Origin of the sequence: Streptomyces sp. NPDC102270 (genome assembly GCF_044766405.1) — a bacterium.
GTDB lineage: Bacteria > Actinomycetota > Actinomycetes > Streptomycetales > Streptomycetaceae > Streptomyces.
The window spans coordinates 377,954-395,222 of sequence record NZ_JBIWLX010000011.1 but is presented as its reverse complement, the minus strand read 5'-3'; the positions used below and the strand labels follow the sequence as shown (position 1 = coordinate 395,222).

Sequence of the window (17,269 nt, the reverse complement as noted above, 5' to 3'; positions counted from 1 at the left end):
CCGCCACGCCACAACTTCACCGCCCTGCCCCGCATCCGCTCCGAATCCCCCGCCTTCGACCTGCACCACCCCGAGATCGCCCGACACGACCAGAAACAGCACTCCGGCAGGCGCGACGCCATCGACGCCCCGGGACACGAGGGTCAACGGCCCTGAGGAGGGCGGAGCCCATGAGACCCACGAGGACCTCCGACCGGCCGGACAGCGCCCCCGTCTCCCGCGTCGATCCGCGCAGGTCGATGGCGGTGTGCGCGCTGATCGGGGCGGCGGTGACAGCGGCCGTCGACGAGATCGTCTTCCACCAGCTCCTGGGCTGGCACCACTTCTACGACCGCGCCACCACGAGTGCGGGCCTGCTCTCCGACGGACTCCTGCACACCGCCGAACTGCTCGCCCTGTGCGCCGGGTTCTTCCTCTACGCCGATCTGCGCCGCCGCGGCTCCCTCGCCGCGCCCCACGCCTGGGCGGGCCTCTTCCTCGGCATGGGCGCCTTCCAGCTGTTCGACGGCATCGTGGACCACAAGCTGCTGCGCCTGCACCAGATCCGCTACGGCGTGGACGTCACCCCCTATGACCTGGCCTGGAACCTCGCCGGTCTGGTCCTGCTGCTCATCGGCGCGGGCCTCGCCGTGCGAGCGGCGCGGCGGCACGGCCAGGGCGAACCACCGGGATGACTCCCGCGCACGTGCACCCGGGGCCGGCGGGTCCGGGACCGGCCGAACTGGTCGTCGGCGCGGCCGTGCTGCTGGTGACCGTCGGCTATCTGGCGGCGGCGGGACGGCTGCGGCGGCGTGGGGACTCCTGGCCCCTGGCCCGGGACGGCTCGTTCGCGGCGGGAGGCCTGGGCATGGCCTGGGCGACAGTGGGCGACCCGTGGGGCGGGCCGTTCACCCAGCACGTGGTACGGCACCTTGTCGTCGCCATGGTGGCCCCCCTGCTGTTCGTCGCGGCACATCCCCTCACCCTCGCCCTGCGCGCCCTCGCCCCTGGCGGGGTACGGCGACGCCTGGTGGCCGTCGCGCACTCCGGTGCCGTCGCTCTGGTGCTCTTCCCTCCCCTGGCGGCCGTACTGGACGTCGGCGGGCTGTGGCTGCTGTACCGCACGGAGTTGTTCGCGGCGACGGCGCACCGGCCGCTGCTGCACAGCGCGGTACAGGTGCACATGGCGGCGGCGGGACTGCTGTTCACCTTCGCGGTGTGCGGGCTCGATCCGGTACGCCGCCGCTGGAGTCTCTGCGTGCGCGGCGCGACCGTTCTGGCCGCCGGTACCGCGCACGCGGTGCTGGCCCGCACTCTCTACTCCCGGCCGCCGCCCGGCACCGCCTTCACCACCGCCGACCTGCGTCTCGGTGCCCAGTGGATGTACTACGGCGGCGACCTCGCGGAAGCGGGGCTGGCCGTTCTGATGGGGGTGGCCTGGTACGCCGGTGCCGGGCGGGCCCGGGCCCGCCGTCGGCGCCGGGGATGCGAGGACGAGGTGGTGGACCGGCCCAGCCGGGGCACTCGGAGGCCGTCACAGGACTCCCGCAACCGGAGGGGAATCATGAACACGACGGCACGGCCCCCGCTCGACGGTCCGACGCGGCAGAAGCGGCTGGTGATCTACCTCAACGACCATCTGGCCGGCGCGACGGCGGGCGTCGAACTGGCCCGTCGCATGGCACAGGAGCACCACGGCTCGCCCCATGGGGAGACCCTGGAGAGCCTGCGGAAGGAGATCTCCCAGGACCGGCAGGCCCTGGTACGCCTTCTCGCCGATCTCGACGTCCCCGTCAGGCGCTACAAGACGTACGGGGCGTGGCTGGGCGAGAAGGCCGCGCGGCTGAAGCCCAACGGCCGCCTGCTGCGCCGCTCCGGCCTCGCCCTGCTGGTCGAGCTCGAAGCGCTGCGGCTGGGAGCGCAGGGCAAGGCCTCGCTGTGGCGCGGGCTGCTCGCCGCGTCGGCACAGGACTCGCGTCTGGACGCCGACCGGCTGGAGGAGTTGCTGCGCAGGGCGGTGGGGCAGATCAAGACGTTGGACTCGCTGCATGCGAGGGTCGCGACGACGCTGTTGTTTCCCACGACCCGGCGGGAACCGGCGTCGACGCGCACGGCGGAGACGAGTTCGTCGACCTGACGTCGTCGGCGCGGACCGCCCTCGTCGGTCCACGCCCTCGTCCGTCTGGCTGATTCCGTTCCACCACGGCCTTCACCGTTTGGTTACACCGCAGCGGCACGGGTACTCGCGCGGCTCTGTTCCGGCCAACAGCCTAGGAGACCCTCATGGGCTTCAACCCCCTGGAACACCAAGGAATCCCTCTGGACCGCCAGTTGCGCAACTGGCGTGAGCTCGACGTCGAGCCCGTCGACCCCGACCACGGTGACCCGTACACCAAGTGCCGCATCATCGCGATGAACGGCATCGAGGTCGAGGCGATCCTGTTCAGCCACCAGTTCGCCCGTCACTGTCCCGACCTCGACGTCAAGCGGCAGCTGGCGGAGGTCCGGTACATCGAGCAACAGCAGCAGAAGGTGGTCAACTGGCTGCTGCCCGGCCTCGCCTCGGTTCTGGAGACGACCATCTCCTACGAGCAGGTGGCGGTCGACCTCACCGGCTGGATCGCCCGCCACGAGCCCGACCCGTATCTGAGGCAGGCGTACGAGTTCGGCGTCCTGGAGGACTTCGACCACCTGTACCGCTACGCCAACCTCTACGAGATGATCGAGCACCGCAAGGCGGAGTCGATCGTCGAGGGGCTCACGGAGGTGATGCCGGGCCGGCCGACCAAGTTCCACCACCGCAACCCGGCCGACAACGTGCGCGAGCCCTACGACCGTACGACGGTCAACCCGCTCTCCCGGCTGCACGCGCTGACCATCATGGCGGCCGAGCAGCAGACCATGAACTTCTACATGAACGTCGGCCCCCAGTACATGGAGCCGATCGCCCGCCAGCTGTACCAGGAGATCGGGCTGATCGAGGAGGAGCACGTCACCCACTACGAGTCCCTGGTCGACCCGGGAGAGTCGTGGTGGGAGCAGCTCGTCACCCACGAGTACAACGAGTGCTACCTCTACCACTCCTTCATGGAGCAGGAGCCCGATCCCAAGGTGAAGGCGATCTGGGAGCTGCACCTGAACATGGAGCTCGAACACCTGCGGATCGCCTGCGATCTGATGCGCCGTCACGACGGCCGTGAGCCCCAGGAGATCCTCGCTCCGGAGCTGCCGAACATGCTGACCTTCGAGGAGAACAAGCAGTTCGTACGGGGTCTGCTGGACACCCAGATGGATCTGACGACCCTGGGCACCGGCTATGTCCGGGACGCCCACGAGCGGTTCGAGAAGATGCAGGAGCAGATTCACGGGGGCGAGGAGCCGCCCAGCGAGCGGGTGATGGCCCAGCACCGGGAGCTGTTCGGCCGCGAGTACCGCATCGAGACGGAGGGTGAGCACCCCGACTTCGCCTCCCGGGAGAGGAGCTGACATGGCCGGGATCGCGGCGAGCGACGCCGATGTCGTGGCCCTGCTGATGCGTCAGCACGGTGACATCCGCAACCTCTTCGACGAGGTGGAGCGGACGGCCGGGGACGAGCGCCGGGCGGCCTTCCGGAACCTGGTCCAGCTTCTCGCCGTGCACGAGACGGCCGAGGAGGAGGTCATCCGTCCCTTCACCCGCTCCTCCGTGCCGGACGGCGCGAAGGTGGCGGACGAGCGGCTGGCCGAGGAGCGGGAGGCGAAGGAACTGCTGTCGCGGCTCGACGGGATGGACACCGACGACCCCAAGTTCCTGCCCGAGCTCCAGACGCTGCGCCTGGACGTGATGAAACACGCCCGCGCCGAGGAGCGGTACGAGTTCAACCACATCCGCCGCCACGCGGACAAGGCACGCCTGGCCTCCATGTCCACCGCCCTGAAGGCGGCCGAGGCCGTGGCCCCGACCCACCCGCACCCCGGGACCGAGTCGGCGGTCAAGAACATGGCCCTGGGGCCGGTCGCCGCCCTGGTCGACCGCACCCGGGACGCCGTACGCAAGGCCATGGGCAAGGACGGCTGACCGGCTCCGCCCTGTCCGGCAGAACGACCCTGGGCTGTGGCTTCGGCAGTGACGGCCGCGGCTCAGGAGTCAGGTGCTCGACGTTTCCCGCGGCTACGCCGCGCTGGTCTGCGTCGCCCCTTCACCGTGCGAGGTGAACTGGGTCCGGTAGAGCTCGGAGTACCGGCCGTCGAGGGCGAGGAGCTCCTCGTGCGTGCCCCGCTCCGCGATCCGCCCGTCCTCGACCACCAGGATCAGGTCGGCCGTGCGGATGGTGGACAGGCGGTGGGCGATCACGATCGCCGTCCTGCCCTCCAGCGCCTCCGTGAGCGCCTCCTGGACGGCCGCCTCCGAGGTGTTGTCCAGATGCGCGGTGGCCTCGTCGAGGATGACGACGCGCTGGCGGGCCAGCAGGAGGCGGGCGATGGTCATGCGCTGGCGTTCGCCGCCGGAGAGCCGGTAGCCGCGTTCGCCGACCACGGTGTCGAGTCCGTCCGGCAGGGACCGTACGAGCGCCTCCAGGCGGGAGCGGCTCAGGGCGTCCCACAGCTCCGTCTCGGTCGCCTCCGGGCGGGCCAGCAGCAGGTTCGCGCGGACGGTGTCGTGGAAGAGGTGTCCGTCCTGGGTGACCATGCCGAGGGTGGCCCGGAGGGAACCGGCGGTCAGGTCGCGGACATCCACACCGCCGATGCGGACGGCGCCCTCGTCGACGTCGTAGAGCCGCGGCAGCAGCTGTGCGACGGTCGACTTGCCGGCGCCGGACGAGCCGACGAGTGCGACGGTCTGGCCGGGTTCGGCGCGGAAGGAGACGCCGTGCAGGACCTCGGCGCCGCCGCGGGTGTCGAGTGAGGCGACCTCCTCCAGGGAGGCCAGGGAGACCTTGTCGGCGGACGGATAGCCGAAGCGGACGTCCGAGAACTCCACGGCCACCGGTCCCTCGGGTACCTCACGGGCGTCCGGCTTCTCCGCGATCAGCGGCTTCAGGTCCAGTACCTCGAAGACCCGCTCGAAGCTCACCAGCGCGCTCATCACCTCGACACGGGCGCCGGCCAGGGCGGTGAGCGGGGCGTACATGCGGGTCAGGAGCAGCGCGAGGGAGACCACGGCGCCCGGTTCCAGGCTGCCACGCAGGGCGAACCAGCCGCCGAGGCCGTAGACCAGGGCGAGGGCCAGGGCGGAGACCAGGGTCAGGGCGGTGATGAACACCGACTGGGCCGTGGCCGTGCGGACGCCGATGTCCGCCACCTGGCGGGCCCGGGCCGCGAATTCCACGGACTCCTGCTCCGGGCGGCCGAAGAGCTTGACCAGGGTGGCGCCGGGCGCGGAGAAGCGCTCGGTCATCCTGGTGCCCATGGCCGCGTTCAGGGTGGCCGCCTCCCGCTGCATCCGGGCCATCCTGCTGCCCATGCGCCGGGCGGGGATCACGAACACCGGGAGCAGCGCGAGCGCGAGCAGGGTGATCTGCCAGGACAGGGTGAGCATCACCACAAGGGTCAGCAGCAGGGTGACCAGGTTGCTGACCACGCCCGACAGGGTGTTGCTGAAGGCGCGCTGGGCGCCGATGACGTCGTTGTTGAGACGGGAGACCAGCGCTCCCGTACGAGTGCGTGTGAAGAACGCGACCGGCATGCGCTGCACATGATCGAACACAGCCGTGCGCAGATCGAGGATGAGTCCCTCACCGAGCGAGGCCGACAGGCGCCTGGCGAGGATCCCGAGCGCCGCCTCCGCGAGCGCGATGAGGGCGATGAGCAGGGCCAGATGTACGACCTTGCCCTCGTCGTCGCCCGACACGATCGCGTCCACGACCTTGCCGGCCAGCACGGGCGTGGCCACGGCGAGCAGCGCGGTGGCCACGCCGAGCACGACGAAGCGGGCGATACGGGTACGGTGCGGTCGGGCGAACGCGCCGATGCGGCGCAGCGTCGCGCGGGCGAACGGGCGGCGTTCCTGCTCGGCGTTCATGACACTGTGCAGCTGTGTCCAGGCTGTGGTCTCCATGCTCATGGGAGAGAACGTACGACCTCAAGCGTTCTTGAGGTCAATGACCGACCCTTTTCCCTCCGCCGGAAGGACTCGATGACCGTACGTAAGACCCTGGCCCCGCTTCCGCAACCCGCCGTTGGCGGGGCGAGGAAAGCCTCTCCCGGTGTGACAGCGGTAGAACTCCCCCAGGGACGCCCTCTCCAGCGCCTCCCCGTCCGCCGTATCCGCCAGATCCTGTGTCTGGTCCCGCTCCTGCTGGTCACCGTCGTGGCGGTGCAGCACCGTTCCGTGCTCGCGGAGGGCTTCGGTCAGCTGCGCCACGCCGAGTGGCCGTGGCTCGTGGCCGCGGTCGGCACCACCGGTCTGACGTGGGTGGCCGCCTCCTTCACCCGGCAGGGTGCCGTCGTGGAGCGGCTGCCCCGGCGGCGGCTGCTGGCCACGCAGTTCGCGGCCGGGGCGGCCAACCATCTGCTGCCGACGGGCCTCGGCGCGAGCGCGGTCAACCTGCGGTTCATGACCGTGTGCGGGGTTCCGCTCACCCGCGCCTCGGCCGCGCTGGCCCTGTATCTGCTGGCGGAGTCGATCGGCCGGCTCACTCTGCTGACCGTGCTGTTCATCGCCTTCCCGGACGCGCTGCGGCTCGGCGCGCTGCTGCCCGACACCGCGGTGGGTCCGCTGCTGCTGGGTCTGGGCGCGGTGCTGGTGGCGGCCGTGGGCGTCCTCGCCGGTGTCCGCCGGGTGCGGACGGCGGTGGGCTCCTTCCTGCGGACCGCGCTGTGCGAGGCGCGCTCGGTGCACACCCGGCCGTCCCGGGCGCTGGCCCTGTGGGGCGGTTCGCTCGCCTTCCCGGCACTCCAGGCGGCGGGCCTTGCCGCGGTGGGGCAGGCGCTGGGGCTGTCGGTGCCGCCCGCGCACGTGGCCCTCGCGTACCTCGCGGCGACCTGCGCGGTGGCCCTGGTACCCACGCCGGGCGGGGTCGGCTCGGTGGAGGCGGCCCTGGTGGTGGCGCTGGTGGCGGCCGGCGGCCCGGCATCCGTGGCCACGGCGGCGGTGCTCGCGTACCGGATCATCACGGTCTGGGTCCCGCTGGTACCGGGGGCGGTGACGCTGGGTGCGCTGGTGCGGCTGAAGGTGATCTGACCTTCTGGCTCGGCCACGGGGTCGTTCACCGGTCCGTGAGCCGTACCCGTACGGGGCCGCCCCCGGGGTCGACGCGGTGTGTCCAGCGTGCGCCGAGGGTGAGGGTCCGATGCGGAAGCGCCCTGAGAAGGCCTTGGCGGTACAGCGTGCGGCCGTCCTGGGTGACGTGGAGCAGCGGGCGGTACAGCGGGGCCGTCGTGCGCAGGAGGTACGGCAGTCCGCGGTCGGCCGGGGTGACGCGGTTCGGGGCGATCCAGCGCAGGGGTGGGTCCACCAGCAGGGGGACACCGTCGGAGGCTTCGGCTCCGGCAAGGGCCTGCAGAACGGCGCCGGCCACGTGTGCCCCCTCCCGGGCCGCGGTCGCCGCGCTCTCCACCGGGTGCAGCACACTGCCGACCGCGAACACGCCGGGCCGTGAGGTGCGCAGCGAACCGTCGACGGCCGGGCCCCGGGTGCCGGTGTCCAGGGTCAGACCGCCGCGCCGGGCGAGTTCGTGTTCGGGCACGAAGTCGCCGGTGAACACGACCGTGTCACAGGGCAGTACTGCCGTCCTGCCGTCCCGGTTCCGTACGCGGACGCCCGACAGCCTTCCGTGTCCGAGGAGTTCGGTGACCGTGGTGCCGGTCAGGAGCGGGATGCCTTGCCGGAGACGGGCGTCGGCGGCGCGCAGGGGCACGGTCTGTGCGCGCGACCCTTCAGTGACCATGGCGACGACCACCGTTCCGGCGGCCCGTACGGTGGCGGCGGCCGCGTAGGAGACGTCCTCGGCGCCCACCACGACCGCGCGCTCGCCGATGTGCTGCCCGTGGAGGTGCACGGCCTGCTGGAGCTCGCCCGTGGTGAGGACGCCGGCCGGGCGGGTGCCGGGGACCAGCCGTGCGGAGCGGGGGCGTTCCCGGGCGCCGGTGGCCAGGACGACTGCCCGTGCCCGGATCGTCGCGTGGCCGCGCGGTCCGACGGTGCGCAGCGCCACCGGGCCGGCCCAGTCGAGGGCGGTGACGCCGGTACGTACGACGGCTCCGGCGGCCTCGGCGGCGGTGACGAGGAGCCGGGCATAGGCGGGACCGGTCAGGGGGCGAAGCCGGCTGCCGTAGCCGCCGTGGACACAGTGCCGCGGCACTCCCCCGGCCTGTTGTTCACGCTCCAGGACCTCGACCCGCCCCACTTGGGCGGCGGCCAGGCGGGCGGCGGCCGCGAGCCCGGCGGGGCCGGCACCGACGATCAGGACGTCGACCTGCCGTACGGCGGTCATGAGCGGGCCTTGTCGGGCGGCGCCGGGGGTTGGACCTTCTCGAACAACTCCCGTACCGCCGCCCCGCAGTAGAAGCCCTGGCAGCGCCCCGCTCGGGCCCGGGTTCGGCGGCGCAGGCCGTCGAGAGTGGTCGGGGGGATCGTGGTGGTGAGGGCGTCGCGGATCTCGCCGCGGGTCACGCGTTCGCAGTGGCAGACGAGGGTGGCGTACTCCGGGTCCGCGGCGATGAGTTCGGGCCGCTGGTAGGGGCGCGGGAACATCCCGCCGAGGTGGGGCATGTGCACCGGTTCCAGTTCCTCGGCGGGGCCGAGGTCGAGGCCGGTGTCGGCGAGCAGGTCCCTCACGTGCGCGGCGATGGCGAGCGAGGCGGTCAGTCCGGTCGAGCGGATGCCGCCGACGGTGACGTACGCCTGCTCGGGGTGGGCCGAGATGCGGTAGTCCTCGTGTTCGGTGGCCGCGCGCAGGCCGGCGTAGACGGCGGTGACCTCCTCGTCGAGCAGGCCGGGGAGGATCCGGCGGCCCTTGTCGCGGAGCCCTTCCAGGCCGTCGGCGGTGGAGCCGGTGGCCCGCTTGTCGTCCAGGTCCTCGGCGGTGGGGCCGAGCAGGACGTTGCCGTACACGGTGGGGGCGACCAGGACGCCCTTGCCGAGGGCGGTGGGGACGGGCAGGAGGATGTGCCGCACGAGGTCGCGGGCGAACTTGTCGAAGACGAGGAGCTGGCCGCGGCGCGGGGTGACGGTGAAGTCGTGGTGGCCGAGGGCCCGGTCGAGGGTGTCGGCGTGCAGTCCGGCGGCGTTGACGAGCCAACGGGTGCGCAGGGTGCCCCGGGACGTCGTCAGGTGGTGCGTGCCGTCCGGGCGACTCACCTGTTCCACACGGGTGTTGAGGTGGAGGTCGACTCCGTGCCGGACGGCCTGGGTGGCGTACGCCAGGGTCGTCGTCCAGGGGCAGACGATGCTCTCGCCGGGGACGTGCAGAGCGCCGAGCGCACCGACGCCGAGGTGCGGCTCACGGTCGTAGAGCTCCTCGGAGCCGATCAGACGGGTGTCGTGGCAGTCGTTGCGCTCGGCCTTCTCCGCGAGGCGGGGCAGAGCGGCGAGTTGCTGTTCGTCCCAGGCGACGAGGAGGGCGCCGACGGGTTCGACGGGGATGCCGGACGCTGCCGCGTAGGCGGCGAGCAGTCGTGAACCCTCCCGGACCAGGCGTGCCTCCAGGGTGCCGGGGGTGGCGTCGAAACCGGTGTGCAGGATCGCGGTGTTGGCCTTCGAGGTGCCCTGGCCGACGTCGTCCTGCGCTTCCACGAGGGCGATGTGGAGGTGGGGGTGGCGGGCGAGGCAGCGGGCGATCGCTGTGCCGACCACTCCGGCGCCGACGACGGTGACGTCGTACGGCGGTGTGGGCAGGGGACCCCGGCGGGTGACGGCGCCGTGCGCACGGCCCGTCATGCGCGTCCGCCGGCCGGGAAGGGGCACAGCAACGCCGGGGAACTGCACGACCCGCCACGACGGCGCCACGGACCACCCGTGCCCGACGGCCGCCCTCTCATCCGTCCGCCTCCCGGAGCAGCATGTCGACCGCGGCCCGGAATCCGCTCATGCGCTCCCCCGCCTCCTGGGCCGAGATCCGCGGCTCGTACACGGCGGCCGGCTTCCAGTGCGGCAGCGCGTCGGCCACCTCGAGACCGGGTTCCGCACCGAGCCGCGCCAGCGTGCCCACGCCCAGCGCGGTCGCGTCCGGCAGTGCCGACACCTCCACGGGGCGTTGCAGCAGGTCGGCCTGGGTCTGCATGAGGAGGGCGGAGCGGGTGAGGCCGCCGTCGACGCGCAGGACGTCCAGGGGCGAGCCGAGGTCCGTGGCGGCTGCTTCGGCGAGCAGGACGACCTGTGCGGCCAGGCCGTCGCAGAGTGCTCGCACCAGATGCCCGGGGCCGGTGTCGAGGCCCAGGCCCGTGAGGGAGCCCCGCAGGTCACCCCGCCACCAGGGGGCCGCGAGCCCGGCGAGGGCCGGGACGAAGGTGACCCCGCCGCTGTCGGGCACCGTGCCGCCCACCGCGTCGAGGTCGGCGGCGCCCTCGATGACCCCCAGGTCGGTGAGCCAGCGGACCGCGGACGCGGCCGTGTACACCTGGCCGTCGAGGCAGTAGCTGGTCCGCCCGCCGAGCTGCCAGGCCACACAACTGACCAGTCCCGTGTCACCGCGCCGGGGCACGGACCCGGTGTGCGCGAGCAGGAACGCACCCGTCCCGTAGGTGCACTTGGCGCCGCCGGGGGCCGTGACGCGCTGGGCGAGCAGGGCGGCCTGCTGGTCGACGGCCAGCCCGGTGAGCGGAATCTGCGGGCCGAACGCCCTGGTCTCACCGACCAGTTGGGCGTTGCCGACGACCTCGGGGAGCCGTTCGTCCGCGAGGCCGTACAGGTCGAGGGCGCGCGGCGACCACCGCACACGGTCGAGGTCGAGGAGCTGGGTGCGCCCGGCGGTGGCGGCGTCCGTGACGAAGGCGCCGGTGAGCCGGTGGACCAGCCAGGCGTCACTGGTGGTGACGACTCCCTCGCGGGTGCGGTGCCGTCGTATCCAGGCCATCTTGGGCGCGGCGAAGTACGGGTCCAGCGGGAGGCCCGTCAGGGCCCGCAACTCCTGCGCGTGTGGGCGGAGTTCGGTGCACACGCTCTGTGCCCGGCGGTCCTGCCACACGAGCGCGTCGGTGAGCGGCCGGCCCGTCACCGGGTCCCAGGCGAGCACGGTCTCGCCCTGGTTGGCGAGGCCCAGCGCGACCACGGACTCACCCGCCTCGGCCAGCGCCCGCGTGCCCGCCTCGATGACCGAGTCGTACAGCCGCGCGGGGTCGACCTCGACCAGTCCGCCGGGCCGGTGGCGGGGCCGCACCTCGGCGAATCCGCTGCCGATGACACCGCGTTCGGGGCAGATCACCAGGGCCTTGGTGCCGGAGGTGCCCTGGTCGACGGCAAACACCGGACCGGTCATCACGTCCCCCCCGAACTTCCCTCCCCGAGTGATCACGGTCCGACAGCCTGCCGTCGTCGTCCGTGCCGCGTCAAGCGGCCTCCCACCAGCGGTTACTCGGCCGCTTTCACTGGCTGATCACCAGTCGACTTCCCTTTCGTGAAAAGAAGTTCTCAATGATCGGGAAGGTGGTGTGCCTGCGATTGTCCGCCTCTATAGTGACCGCCGACCACCCGCGATCTCCTCAACCGCCGCCCCGAGGAGGGCTGTTGTTACTCCACCCTGCCGTCCTGCCCGGTCCCGCGCCCGGGGCGGGCAGGTGATGGCCAGAGCAGGAGCACGCCCCGTCTTCGACCCCGCCGGCCACGACCCGGAACTGCGCGCCGCCCTCCAGGAGGTCCGCGCCGGGCGCTGGATGTCGATGCGCACCCTGCTGGAGCGGACCACCGCCTGGTGGCAGTGGACCCAGCGCACCCAGGTGCTGGCCGCTGCGGCCGCGGGCACCGACGTGGTGCGGACCTGGCTCGCGGAGGAGCCCGGCAGCGTGCCGGCCACGGTGATGCGGGCCCGGGTCGCCGTGGAGCGCGCGCTGCGGGCCCGGCGCGAGCGGCACCGCCGTACGCACGAACTGTGGATCGAGGCCTGGGACGTCAGCCGGACCGCCGCCCGGGTCGCGGCCCACGACCCGGTGCCCTGGGTGTGTCTGCTGGCCCTGGCGCAACTGGACCACCGGCGGCTGTGGGAGGAGCACCGGGCGAAGCCGCCGGCGCCGATGCTGCCGCCGGGGCCGTGGGGACTGCTGGCCGAGGCCGACAGGCGGGACCCGTACAACCGCGAGGCCCACCACCGCATGCTCCAGTTCCTGTATGCGCAGGCGTCCTCGGAGCGGCTGGCGGAGGCGGTCGGCTATGCCGACTGGGCCGCCGAGTCCGCCCCGCCCGGGTCCGCGCTGCACGTACTCCCGCTGTACGTGCGGGTCGAGCGGTACCGGCGCGACGCCGGCCACAGTGCCGCGCTCGACCTGCACTGGGTGGCCGAGGACGCCGTCCGGGAGGCGGGCCGGGCCTACGAGGCCTGGTTCGCCCGGGCTCCCGCCGAGGAGCGCACCCCGCTCGACCTCAACCATCTCGCCCACGCCCTGTGGGGGGCGCTGCGGTTCGAGGAGGCGACCGAGGTGTTCGACGCGGTCGGCCCGTACTACACGCCCCTGCCGTGGTCCTACCGCGCCGACGCGGGAGGCGAGCGGGAGCAGGGCGGACAGGTCTTCCTCCGGGCGCGGGCGCGCAGCCGGTCCGCGACGCACGGCCCCTGACACCCGTACCGCTCCCGCCCCTTCATCGGAGGTCCCCGTATGGCGTACGAACCATCGATATCCCCGCACGTCCCGCAGCCCGACGAGGAACAGCGGCTGCGGGACCTCGGCTACCGGCCCGTGCTGGCCCGGCGCATGGGCGGCTTCGGCAATTTCGCGATCAGCTTCTCGGTGATCTCGATCCTGTCCGGCTGCATGACCCTGTACGGCTTCGGCATGGGAGCGGGCGGGCCCGCGGTGATGCTGTGGGGCTGGGCGGGCGTCGGGCTGTTCGTGCTGTGCGTGGGACTCGCACTGGCCGAGGTCACCAGCGCGTATCCGACGTCCGGCGCCCTGTACTACATGGCGGACCGGCTCGGCGGACGCCGCTGGGGCTGGTACACGGGCTGGCTGAACCTGCTCGGGCTGCTCGGCGCGATCGCCGGGATCGACTACGGCGCCGCCCTGTTCGCGGGCGCGTTCGCCAACCTCCAGTGGGGTTTCGAGCCGACGCCGGGCAGGACCATGCTGATCTTCACGGCGATCCTCTTACTGCACGCCGTACTGAACCTGTTCGGCGTGCGCCTGGTCTCCGTGCTCAACTCGATCAGCGTGTGGTGGCACCTGGCGGGTGTGGCGGTGATCGTCGGCGCCCTGTGGATCGTCCCGGACAGCCACCGGTCGCCGTCCTTCGTGTTCACGGAGTTCGTCAACGACACCGGCTGGCACAACCCCGTCTACGTGGCCGCGATCGGCCTGCTGCTCGCGCAGTACACGTTCTCCGGCTACGACGCCTCGGCCCATCTGTCCGAGGAAACCTCCAACGCCTCGGTGTCGGCGGCCAAGGGCATCGTGCGGGCGATCTGGGTGTCGTGGATCGCCGGGTTCGTGCTGCTCGCGGGGCTCACCTTCGCGATCCAGGACTACGACGCCACGCGGACCAGCGCGACCGGCGTGCCGCCGGCCCAGATCCTGCTCGACGGTCTCGGCACGGACGGGGCGAGCGCGCTGCTCGTCGTGGTGGTCGTGGCGCAGTTGTTCTGCGGAAACGCCGAGGTGGCCGCGGCCAGCCGGATGGTGTTCGCGTTCAGCCGCGACAAGGCCCTGCCGGGCTCGGCGCTCTGGCGCAAGGTGAGCGCCCGCACCCAGACGCCGGTCGCGGCCGTGTGGCTGTCGGTCGTGGTCGCCGGGGTGCTCGCGCTGCCCTCGCTGTACTCGGCGACCGCGTACGGCGCGGTGACCGCGATCAACGTCATCGGCATCACACCCGCGTACGCCATCCCGGTGTTCCTGCGGCTGCGCGCGGGGAGCCGTTTTCAGCCGGGTCCGTGGAGCCTGGGCAGGTGGAGCAAGCCCATCGGATGGACGGCCGTGGTGTGGGTGGCCTGTGTGACGGTGCTGTTCTGCCTGCCGCAGTCCTCGCCGGTGACGGTGGACACGATGAACTACGCCTCCGTGGCCCTGGCGGTCGTCCTGCTTCTCGCCACGGTGTGGTGGTTCGTGGCCCGGCGGTCGTACGGAACGCCCACGACGGCCGCGTACTCGGACCGCGAGCAGGCCGAGCTCTCCGAGGGGATCGTCTGAAACCCGGCGATCCAGCGTCGGGCCAGGTACGAACTGCCGTGCCGGATACGGCAGGATGAGCGGTCGCGTCGGCCACGGAACCTTCACACGGCCGACGCGATCGCACTTCCCGCAATTTTCGAACAGGTGGCAACGTGACGGCATTTCAACGGGATCTCACCATGGACGACATGCTCGGCGCCGGCATCGCCGTGGTCGCGGGCCTGGTGGCGGCTTTCCTGCTGCGCATGCTGCTCAAGTGGCTGGGCAAGCACGCGGACCGCACCAAGTGGGGCGGCGACGACGTTCTCGTGGCCGCGCTGCGGACCGTGGTGCCCTCGGCGGCGATCGCGGGCGGCATCGCCGTCGCCGCGGCGGCGCTGCCGCTGACCAAGGGCGTCCAGCGCACGGTCAACCAGGTGCTGACCGTGCTGCTGATCTTCGTCGTCACGGTGGCGGCGGCCCGGCTGGTCGCGGGGCTCGTGCGCACGGTCACCACGTCCCGCTCCGGGGTCGCCGGTTCGGCCACGATCTTCGTCAACATCACCAGGGTGCTGGTCCTGGCGATCGGCTTCCTGGTCGTGCTGCAGACCCTCGGCATCTCCATAGCGCCGATGCTCACCGCCCTCGGCGTCGGCGGTCTCGCGGTCGCGCTCGCCCTCCAGGACACCCTCGCCAACCTCTTCGCGGGCATCCACATCCTCGCCTCCAAGACGGTCCAGCCCGGCGACTACATCCGGCTGGCCAGCGGCGAGGAGGGCTATGTCGAGGACATCAACTGGCGCCAGACGACGGTCCGCGCGCTCTCCAACAACCTGATCGTCGTTCCCAACGGCGAGCTCGCCAAGACGAACATGACCAACTTCATGCGTCCCGAGCAGCAGTTGACGATCCTGGTCCAGGTCGGGGTGGCGTACGACAGCGATCTGGACCACGTCGAGCGGGTCACCTGCGAGGTCGTCACCGAGGTCATGACACGGGTCGAGGGCGCGCTCCCCGAGCACGAACCGCTGGTCCGCTTCCACACCTTCGGCGACTCCCGGATCGGCTTCACGGTCATCCTGGGTGTCGGCGAGTTCAGCGACCAGTTCCGCATCAAGCACGAGTTCATCAAGCAGCTGCACAAGCGCTACCGCGCCGAGGGCATCCGGATCCCGGCGCCGACGCGGACCGTGGCCCTCCAGCAGGGCTCGGTGTCGATTCCGCACCAGAGGGGCGGACAGACCGTGATCGAGCCGGGCGAGGTGTCCTCCGCGCGGCTCGACTAGGTCGATGCCCGTCGTACCGGACCGGCGTTGAGGAACGGCGCACCCGGGCCCGGCTCGTGCGGGGCGACGATCGGGTGCCCCCGCACGGCCGGGGCCGGGCTCGCGACCGCGGCACCGCGCAGCCGTGGCTGCGCGGCCCGTTTTCCGGGCTGATCGGGAGCACCGGCCCCGCCGTGGCCGGCTAGAGGGTGGCCGAGTTGTCGTGCGGGGCGCTCGGCCGGTTCTGCGGCTGCCGCAGCGCGGAGCTGACCGGCGTCACCGTCCAGTCCGGGTGACCGGGCATCCTCGGGGTCCTGGTGCCGTACAGCCAGTCCCGCAGGAAGCCGGACTGGTCGGCGCCGGAGACCTCCGAGGCGACGGCGATGTAGTCCTCGGTCGACGCCGAGGCGTTGCGGAAGCGCTCCAGGAACGTCGACTCGATCGCTCTGAAGACGCCCTCGCCGACCTGCTGGCGCAGCGCGTACAGGACGAGGACGCCGCCGAGGTAGCGCTGGCTGTCGAAGAGGTTGGCCTCGTTCGGGGCGGCGACGGGGCCCGAGGACTTGCGCCACTGGTCGCCTCGCGCGTACGTGTCCTTCATGCGGGCTTCCATGGTGGTCAGGCCGAGGGAGTCGGTCCAGCCGCGCTCGTAGCGGTACAGCAGCCCGTAGAAGTCGGCGTGGCCCTCGTTGAGCCACAGGTCGGCCCAGGTGGCGGGGCTCACGCTGTTGCCGAAGTAGGAGTGGACCAGCTCGTGCATCATGTGCGAGCCGATGCTCTTCTCCGCCTGGAGCAGGAAGTTCGGCTTGTACAGGGTGAGGGTCTGGGTCTCCAGGCCGGTGAAGTCGAAGGCGTTGGAGGCGTCGTTGTTGCACGGCAGCAGGCCGTACGTCTCGAACGGGAAGGCACCGAGCCGCTGCTCGATCCAGCTCACCAGGTTCGGGGTGAGGGCGAGCGCGGGCTCCAGGGCGTTGGCCCGGGCCGTCGGGACTATGTCCCTGAGCGGAAGTCCGTGCGGGCCCTGCCGTTCCTTGACCACGTAGTCGCCGACCGTGATCTGCACGAGCTCCGTGGCCATCGGCTCCCGGGAGCGGTAGCAGTACGCGGTCCGGCCGTCGCCGAGGTCCTCGGTGCTCACCAGCCGGCCGCCGGCGACGCCCCTGAGACCGGCCGGGACAGTGACGCGGAAGGTGAAGTCCGCCTTGTCCGAGGGGTGGTCGTTGCACGGGAAGACGGTGTGCGCCGCGTTGGGCTGGGGGCAGATCGCGAAGCCGTCCGGGGTGGGCACCCAGGCGGTGGGGGCGAGGACGGCGCGCGGGTCCACCGTGTAGGTCACGGTGACGGTCGCCGTGGTGCGCGCGGCCAGCGGGGCGGCCGGGGTGATCCGCAGCTTCTCGCCGGCCTGCTCCCGGTCGGCCCGGACACCGTCGAGCAGCACCTCGTGCACGTCGAGGCCGAGCGCGTCCAGGGAGAGGCGGCTCAGCTCCTGGGTGGTGGTGAGCGTCAGGGTCGCCGTCGCGTCGACGAGCCGGGTCGTGGCGTCGTACGCGAGGTCGAGGTGGTACGACGAGACGCGGTAGCCGTCGTTGCCGAGGCTCGGGAAGACCGGGTCCCCGAGGGTCTCCGGGCCAGGGGTGGCGGTCTCCGGGTCGGCGTACGCCGGGGCGGCGACGGACAGGGCCGCCACGGTGCCGAACAGCGCTGCCGGGGCCGTCACTCTGGTGCGATATCTCATGGTCTGCTTTCCCTCGGGCGGCCGGCTGGTCGGGTCCGGCCGTCGGATGAGTGTGATCACCGTGCATGACCACAAGATC

The 17,269-nt window shown here is 72.0% G+C and carries 13 protein-coding genes and 1 pseudogene; 9 read left to right on the top strand and 5 right to left on the bottom strand.

Features of this window, described 5'->3' with window-relative positions:
* The 5 genes and pseudogenes from ACIRP7_RS25090 to ACIRP7_RS25070 all read left to right on the top strand — a co-directional run.
* Window positions 1-156: pseudogene (locus tag ACIRP7_RS25090) on the top strand (cytochrome c oxidase subunit I); the annotation flags it as partial.
* A 14-nt stretch (window positions 157-170) separates the two neighbouring features.
* Window positions 171-674, top strand: coding sequence for a DUF2243 domain-containing protein (locus ACIRP7_RS25085; RefSeq protein ID WP_403663571.1), 504 nt, complete (start codon window positions 171-173; stop codon window positions 672-674).
* Window positions 671-2,116 carry a cytochrome c oxidase assembly protein gene (locus ACIRP7_RS25080; protein WP_403663568.1) on the top strand — a complete coding sequence of 482 codons (1,446 nt, stop codon included), beginning with the start codon at window positions 671-673 and terminating at the stop codon, window positions 2,114-2,116. Before ACIRP7_RS25085 ends, ACIRP7_RS25080 begins: the two co-directional genes overlap by 4 nt.
* Before the next feature lie 146 nt (window positions 2,117-2,262).
* Window positions 2,263-3,465, top strand: a complete 1,203-nt coding sequence (locus tag ACIRP7_RS25075) for a hypothetical protein (protein WP_403663564.1) — start codon at window positions 2,263-2,265, stop codon at window positions 3,463-3,465.
* A gap of 1 nt (window position 3,466) precedes the next feature.
* Window positions 3,467-4,036, top strand: a complete 570-nt coding sequence (locus ACIRP7_RS25070) for a hemerythrin domain-containing protein (protein ID WP_403663561.1) — start codon at window positions 3,467-3,469, stop codon at window positions 4,034-4,036.
* A 93-nt stretch (window positions 4,037-4,129) separates the two neighbouring features.
* Here ACIRP7_RS25070 and ACIRP7_RS25065 read toward each other — a convergent pair whose 3' ends face one another.
* On the bottom strand, window positions 4,130-6,016 hold the full coding sequence (locus ACIRP7_RS25065; RefSeq protein ID WP_403663613.1) for an ABC transporter ATP-binding protein: 1,887 nt from the start codon (window positions 6,014-6,016) through the stop codon (window positions 4,130-4,132).
* A 150-nt stretch (window positions 6,017-6,166) separates the two neighbouring features.
* Between ACIRP7_RS25065 and ACIRP7_RS25060 the strand changes: the two genes are divergently transcribed.
* Window positions 6,167-7,141 (top strand): YbhN family protein, encoded by a 975-nt coding sequence (locus tag ACIRP7_RS25060; RefSeq protein WP_403663558.1) that lies wholly within the window; start codon window positions 6,167-6,169, stop codon window positions 7,139-7,141.
* A 25-nt stretch (window positions 7,142-7,166) separates the two neighbouring features.
* On the opposite strand, the gene ACIRP7_RS25055 is transcribed toward ACIRP7_RS25060, so the two are convergent.
* The 3 genes from ACIRP7_RS25055 to ACIRP7_RS25045 form a co-directional block, all read right to left on the bottom strand.
* Complete coding sequence (locus ACIRP7_RS25055) at window positions 7,167-8,393, bottom strand: NAD(P)/FAD-dependent oxidoreductase (RefSeq protein ID WP_403663555.1); 1,227 nt, start codon at window positions 8,391-8,393, stop codon at window positions 7,167-7,169.
* Entirely contained in the window at window positions 8,390-9,838 is a 1,449-nt protein-coding gene (locus ACIRP7_RS25050; protein ID WP_403663552.1) for an FAD-dependent oxidoreductase, read from the bottom strand. The genes ACIRP7_RS25055 and ACIRP7_RS25050 overlap by 4 nt, the downstream gene beginning before the upstream one ends.
* Before the next feature lie 97 nt (window positions 9,839-9,935).
* Window positions 9,936-11,375 (bottom strand): FGGY family carbohydrate kinase, encoded by a 1,440-nt coding sequence (locus ACIRP7_RS25045; RefSeq protein ID WP_403663549.1) that lies wholly within the window; start codon window positions 11,373-11,375, stop codon window positions 9,936-9,938.
* A 301-nt stretch (window positions 11,376-11,676) separates the two neighbouring features.
* On the opposite strand from ACIRP7_RS25045, the gene ACIRP7_RS25040 reads away from it, so the two are divergent.
* The 3 genes from ACIRP7_RS25040 (at window position 11,677) to ACIRP7_RS25030 (ending at window position 15,476) form a co-directional block, all read left to right on the top strand.
* Complete coding sequence (locus ACIRP7_RS25040) at window positions 11,677-12,666, top strand: hypothetical protein (RefSeq protein ID WP_403663546.1); 990 nt, start codon at window positions 11,677-11,679, stop codon at window positions 12,664-12,666.
* Between the two features lie 39 nt (window positions 12,667-12,705).
* Window positions 12,706-14,229, top strand: a complete 1,524-nt coding sequence (locus tag ACIRP7_RS25035) for an amino acid permease (protein ID WP_403663544.1) — start codon at window positions 12,706-12,708, stop codon at window positions 14,227-14,229.
* Between the two features lie 161 nt (window positions 14,230-14,390).
* On the top strand, window positions 14,391-15,476 hold the full coding sequence (locus tag ACIRP7_RS25030; RefSeq protein ID WP_403663610.1) for a mechanosensitive ion channel family protein: 1,086 nt from the start codon (window positions 14,391-14,393) through the stop codon (window positions 15,474-15,476).
* A 181-nt stretch (window positions 15,477-15,657) separates the two neighbouring features.
* On the opposite strand, the gene ACIRP7_RS25025 is transcribed toward ACIRP7_RS25030, so the two are convergent.
* Window positions 15,658-17,190, bottom strand: a complete 1,533-nt coding sequence (locus ACIRP7_RS25025) for a M1 family metallopeptidase (protein WP_403663541.1) — start codon at window positions 17,188-17,190, stop codon at window positions 15,658-15,660.
* Window positions 17,191-17,269 lie beyond the last annotated feature (79 nt).

Bases quoted from the DNA above. Each gene is read 5' to 3' on its own strand.
- ACIRP7_RS25085 (WP_403663571.1), top strand. From the start codon at position 171: ATGAGACCCACGAGGACCTCCGACCGGCCGGACAGCGCCCCCGTCTCC.
- ACIRP7_RS25080 (WP_403663568.1), top strand. From the start codon at position 671: ATGACTCCCGCGCACGTGCACCCGGGGCCGGCGGGTCCGGGACCGGCC.
- ACIRP7_RS25075 (WP_403663564.1), top strand. From the start codon at position 2,263: ATGGGCTTCAACCCCCTGGAACACCAAGGAATCCCTCTGGACCGCCAG.
- ACIRP7_RS25070 (WP_403663561.1), top strand. From the start codon at position 3,467: ATGGCCGGGATCGCGGCGAGCGACGCCGATGTCGTGGCCCTGCTGATG.
- ACIRP7_RS25065 (WP_403663613.1), bottom strand. From the start codon at position 6,016: ATGGAGACCACAGCCTGGACACAGCTGCACAGTGTCATGAACGCCGAG.
- ACIRP7_RS25055 (WP_403663555.1), bottom strand. From the start codon at position 8,393: ATGACCGCCGTACGGCAGGTCGACGTCCTGATCGTCGGTGCCGGCCCC.
- ACIRP7_RS25050 (WP_403663552.1), bottom strand. From the start codon at position 9,838: ATGACGGGCCGTGCGCACGGCGCCGTCACCCGCCGGGGTCCCCTGCCC.
- ACIRP7_RS25045 (WP_403663549.1), bottom strand. From the start codon at position 11,375: ATGACCGGTCCGGTGTTTGCCGTCGACCAGGGCACCTCCGGCACCAAG.
- ACIRP7_RS25040 (WP_403663546.1), top strand. From the start codon at position 11,677: ATGGCCAGAGCAGGAGCACGCCCCGTCTTCGACCCCGCCGGCCACGAC.
- ACIRP7_RS25035 (WP_403663544.1), top strand. From the start codon at position 12,706: ATGGCGTACGAACCATCGATATCCCCGCACGTCCCGCAGCCCGACGAG.
- ACIRP7_RS25030 (WP_403663610.1), top strand. From the start codon at position 14,391: ATGGACGACATGCTCGGCGCCGGCATCGCCGTGGTCGCGGGCCTGGTG.
- ACIRP7_RS25025 (WP_403663541.1), bottom strand. From the start codon at position 17,190: ATGAGATATCGCACCAGAGTGACGGCCCCGGCAGCGCTGTTCGGCACC.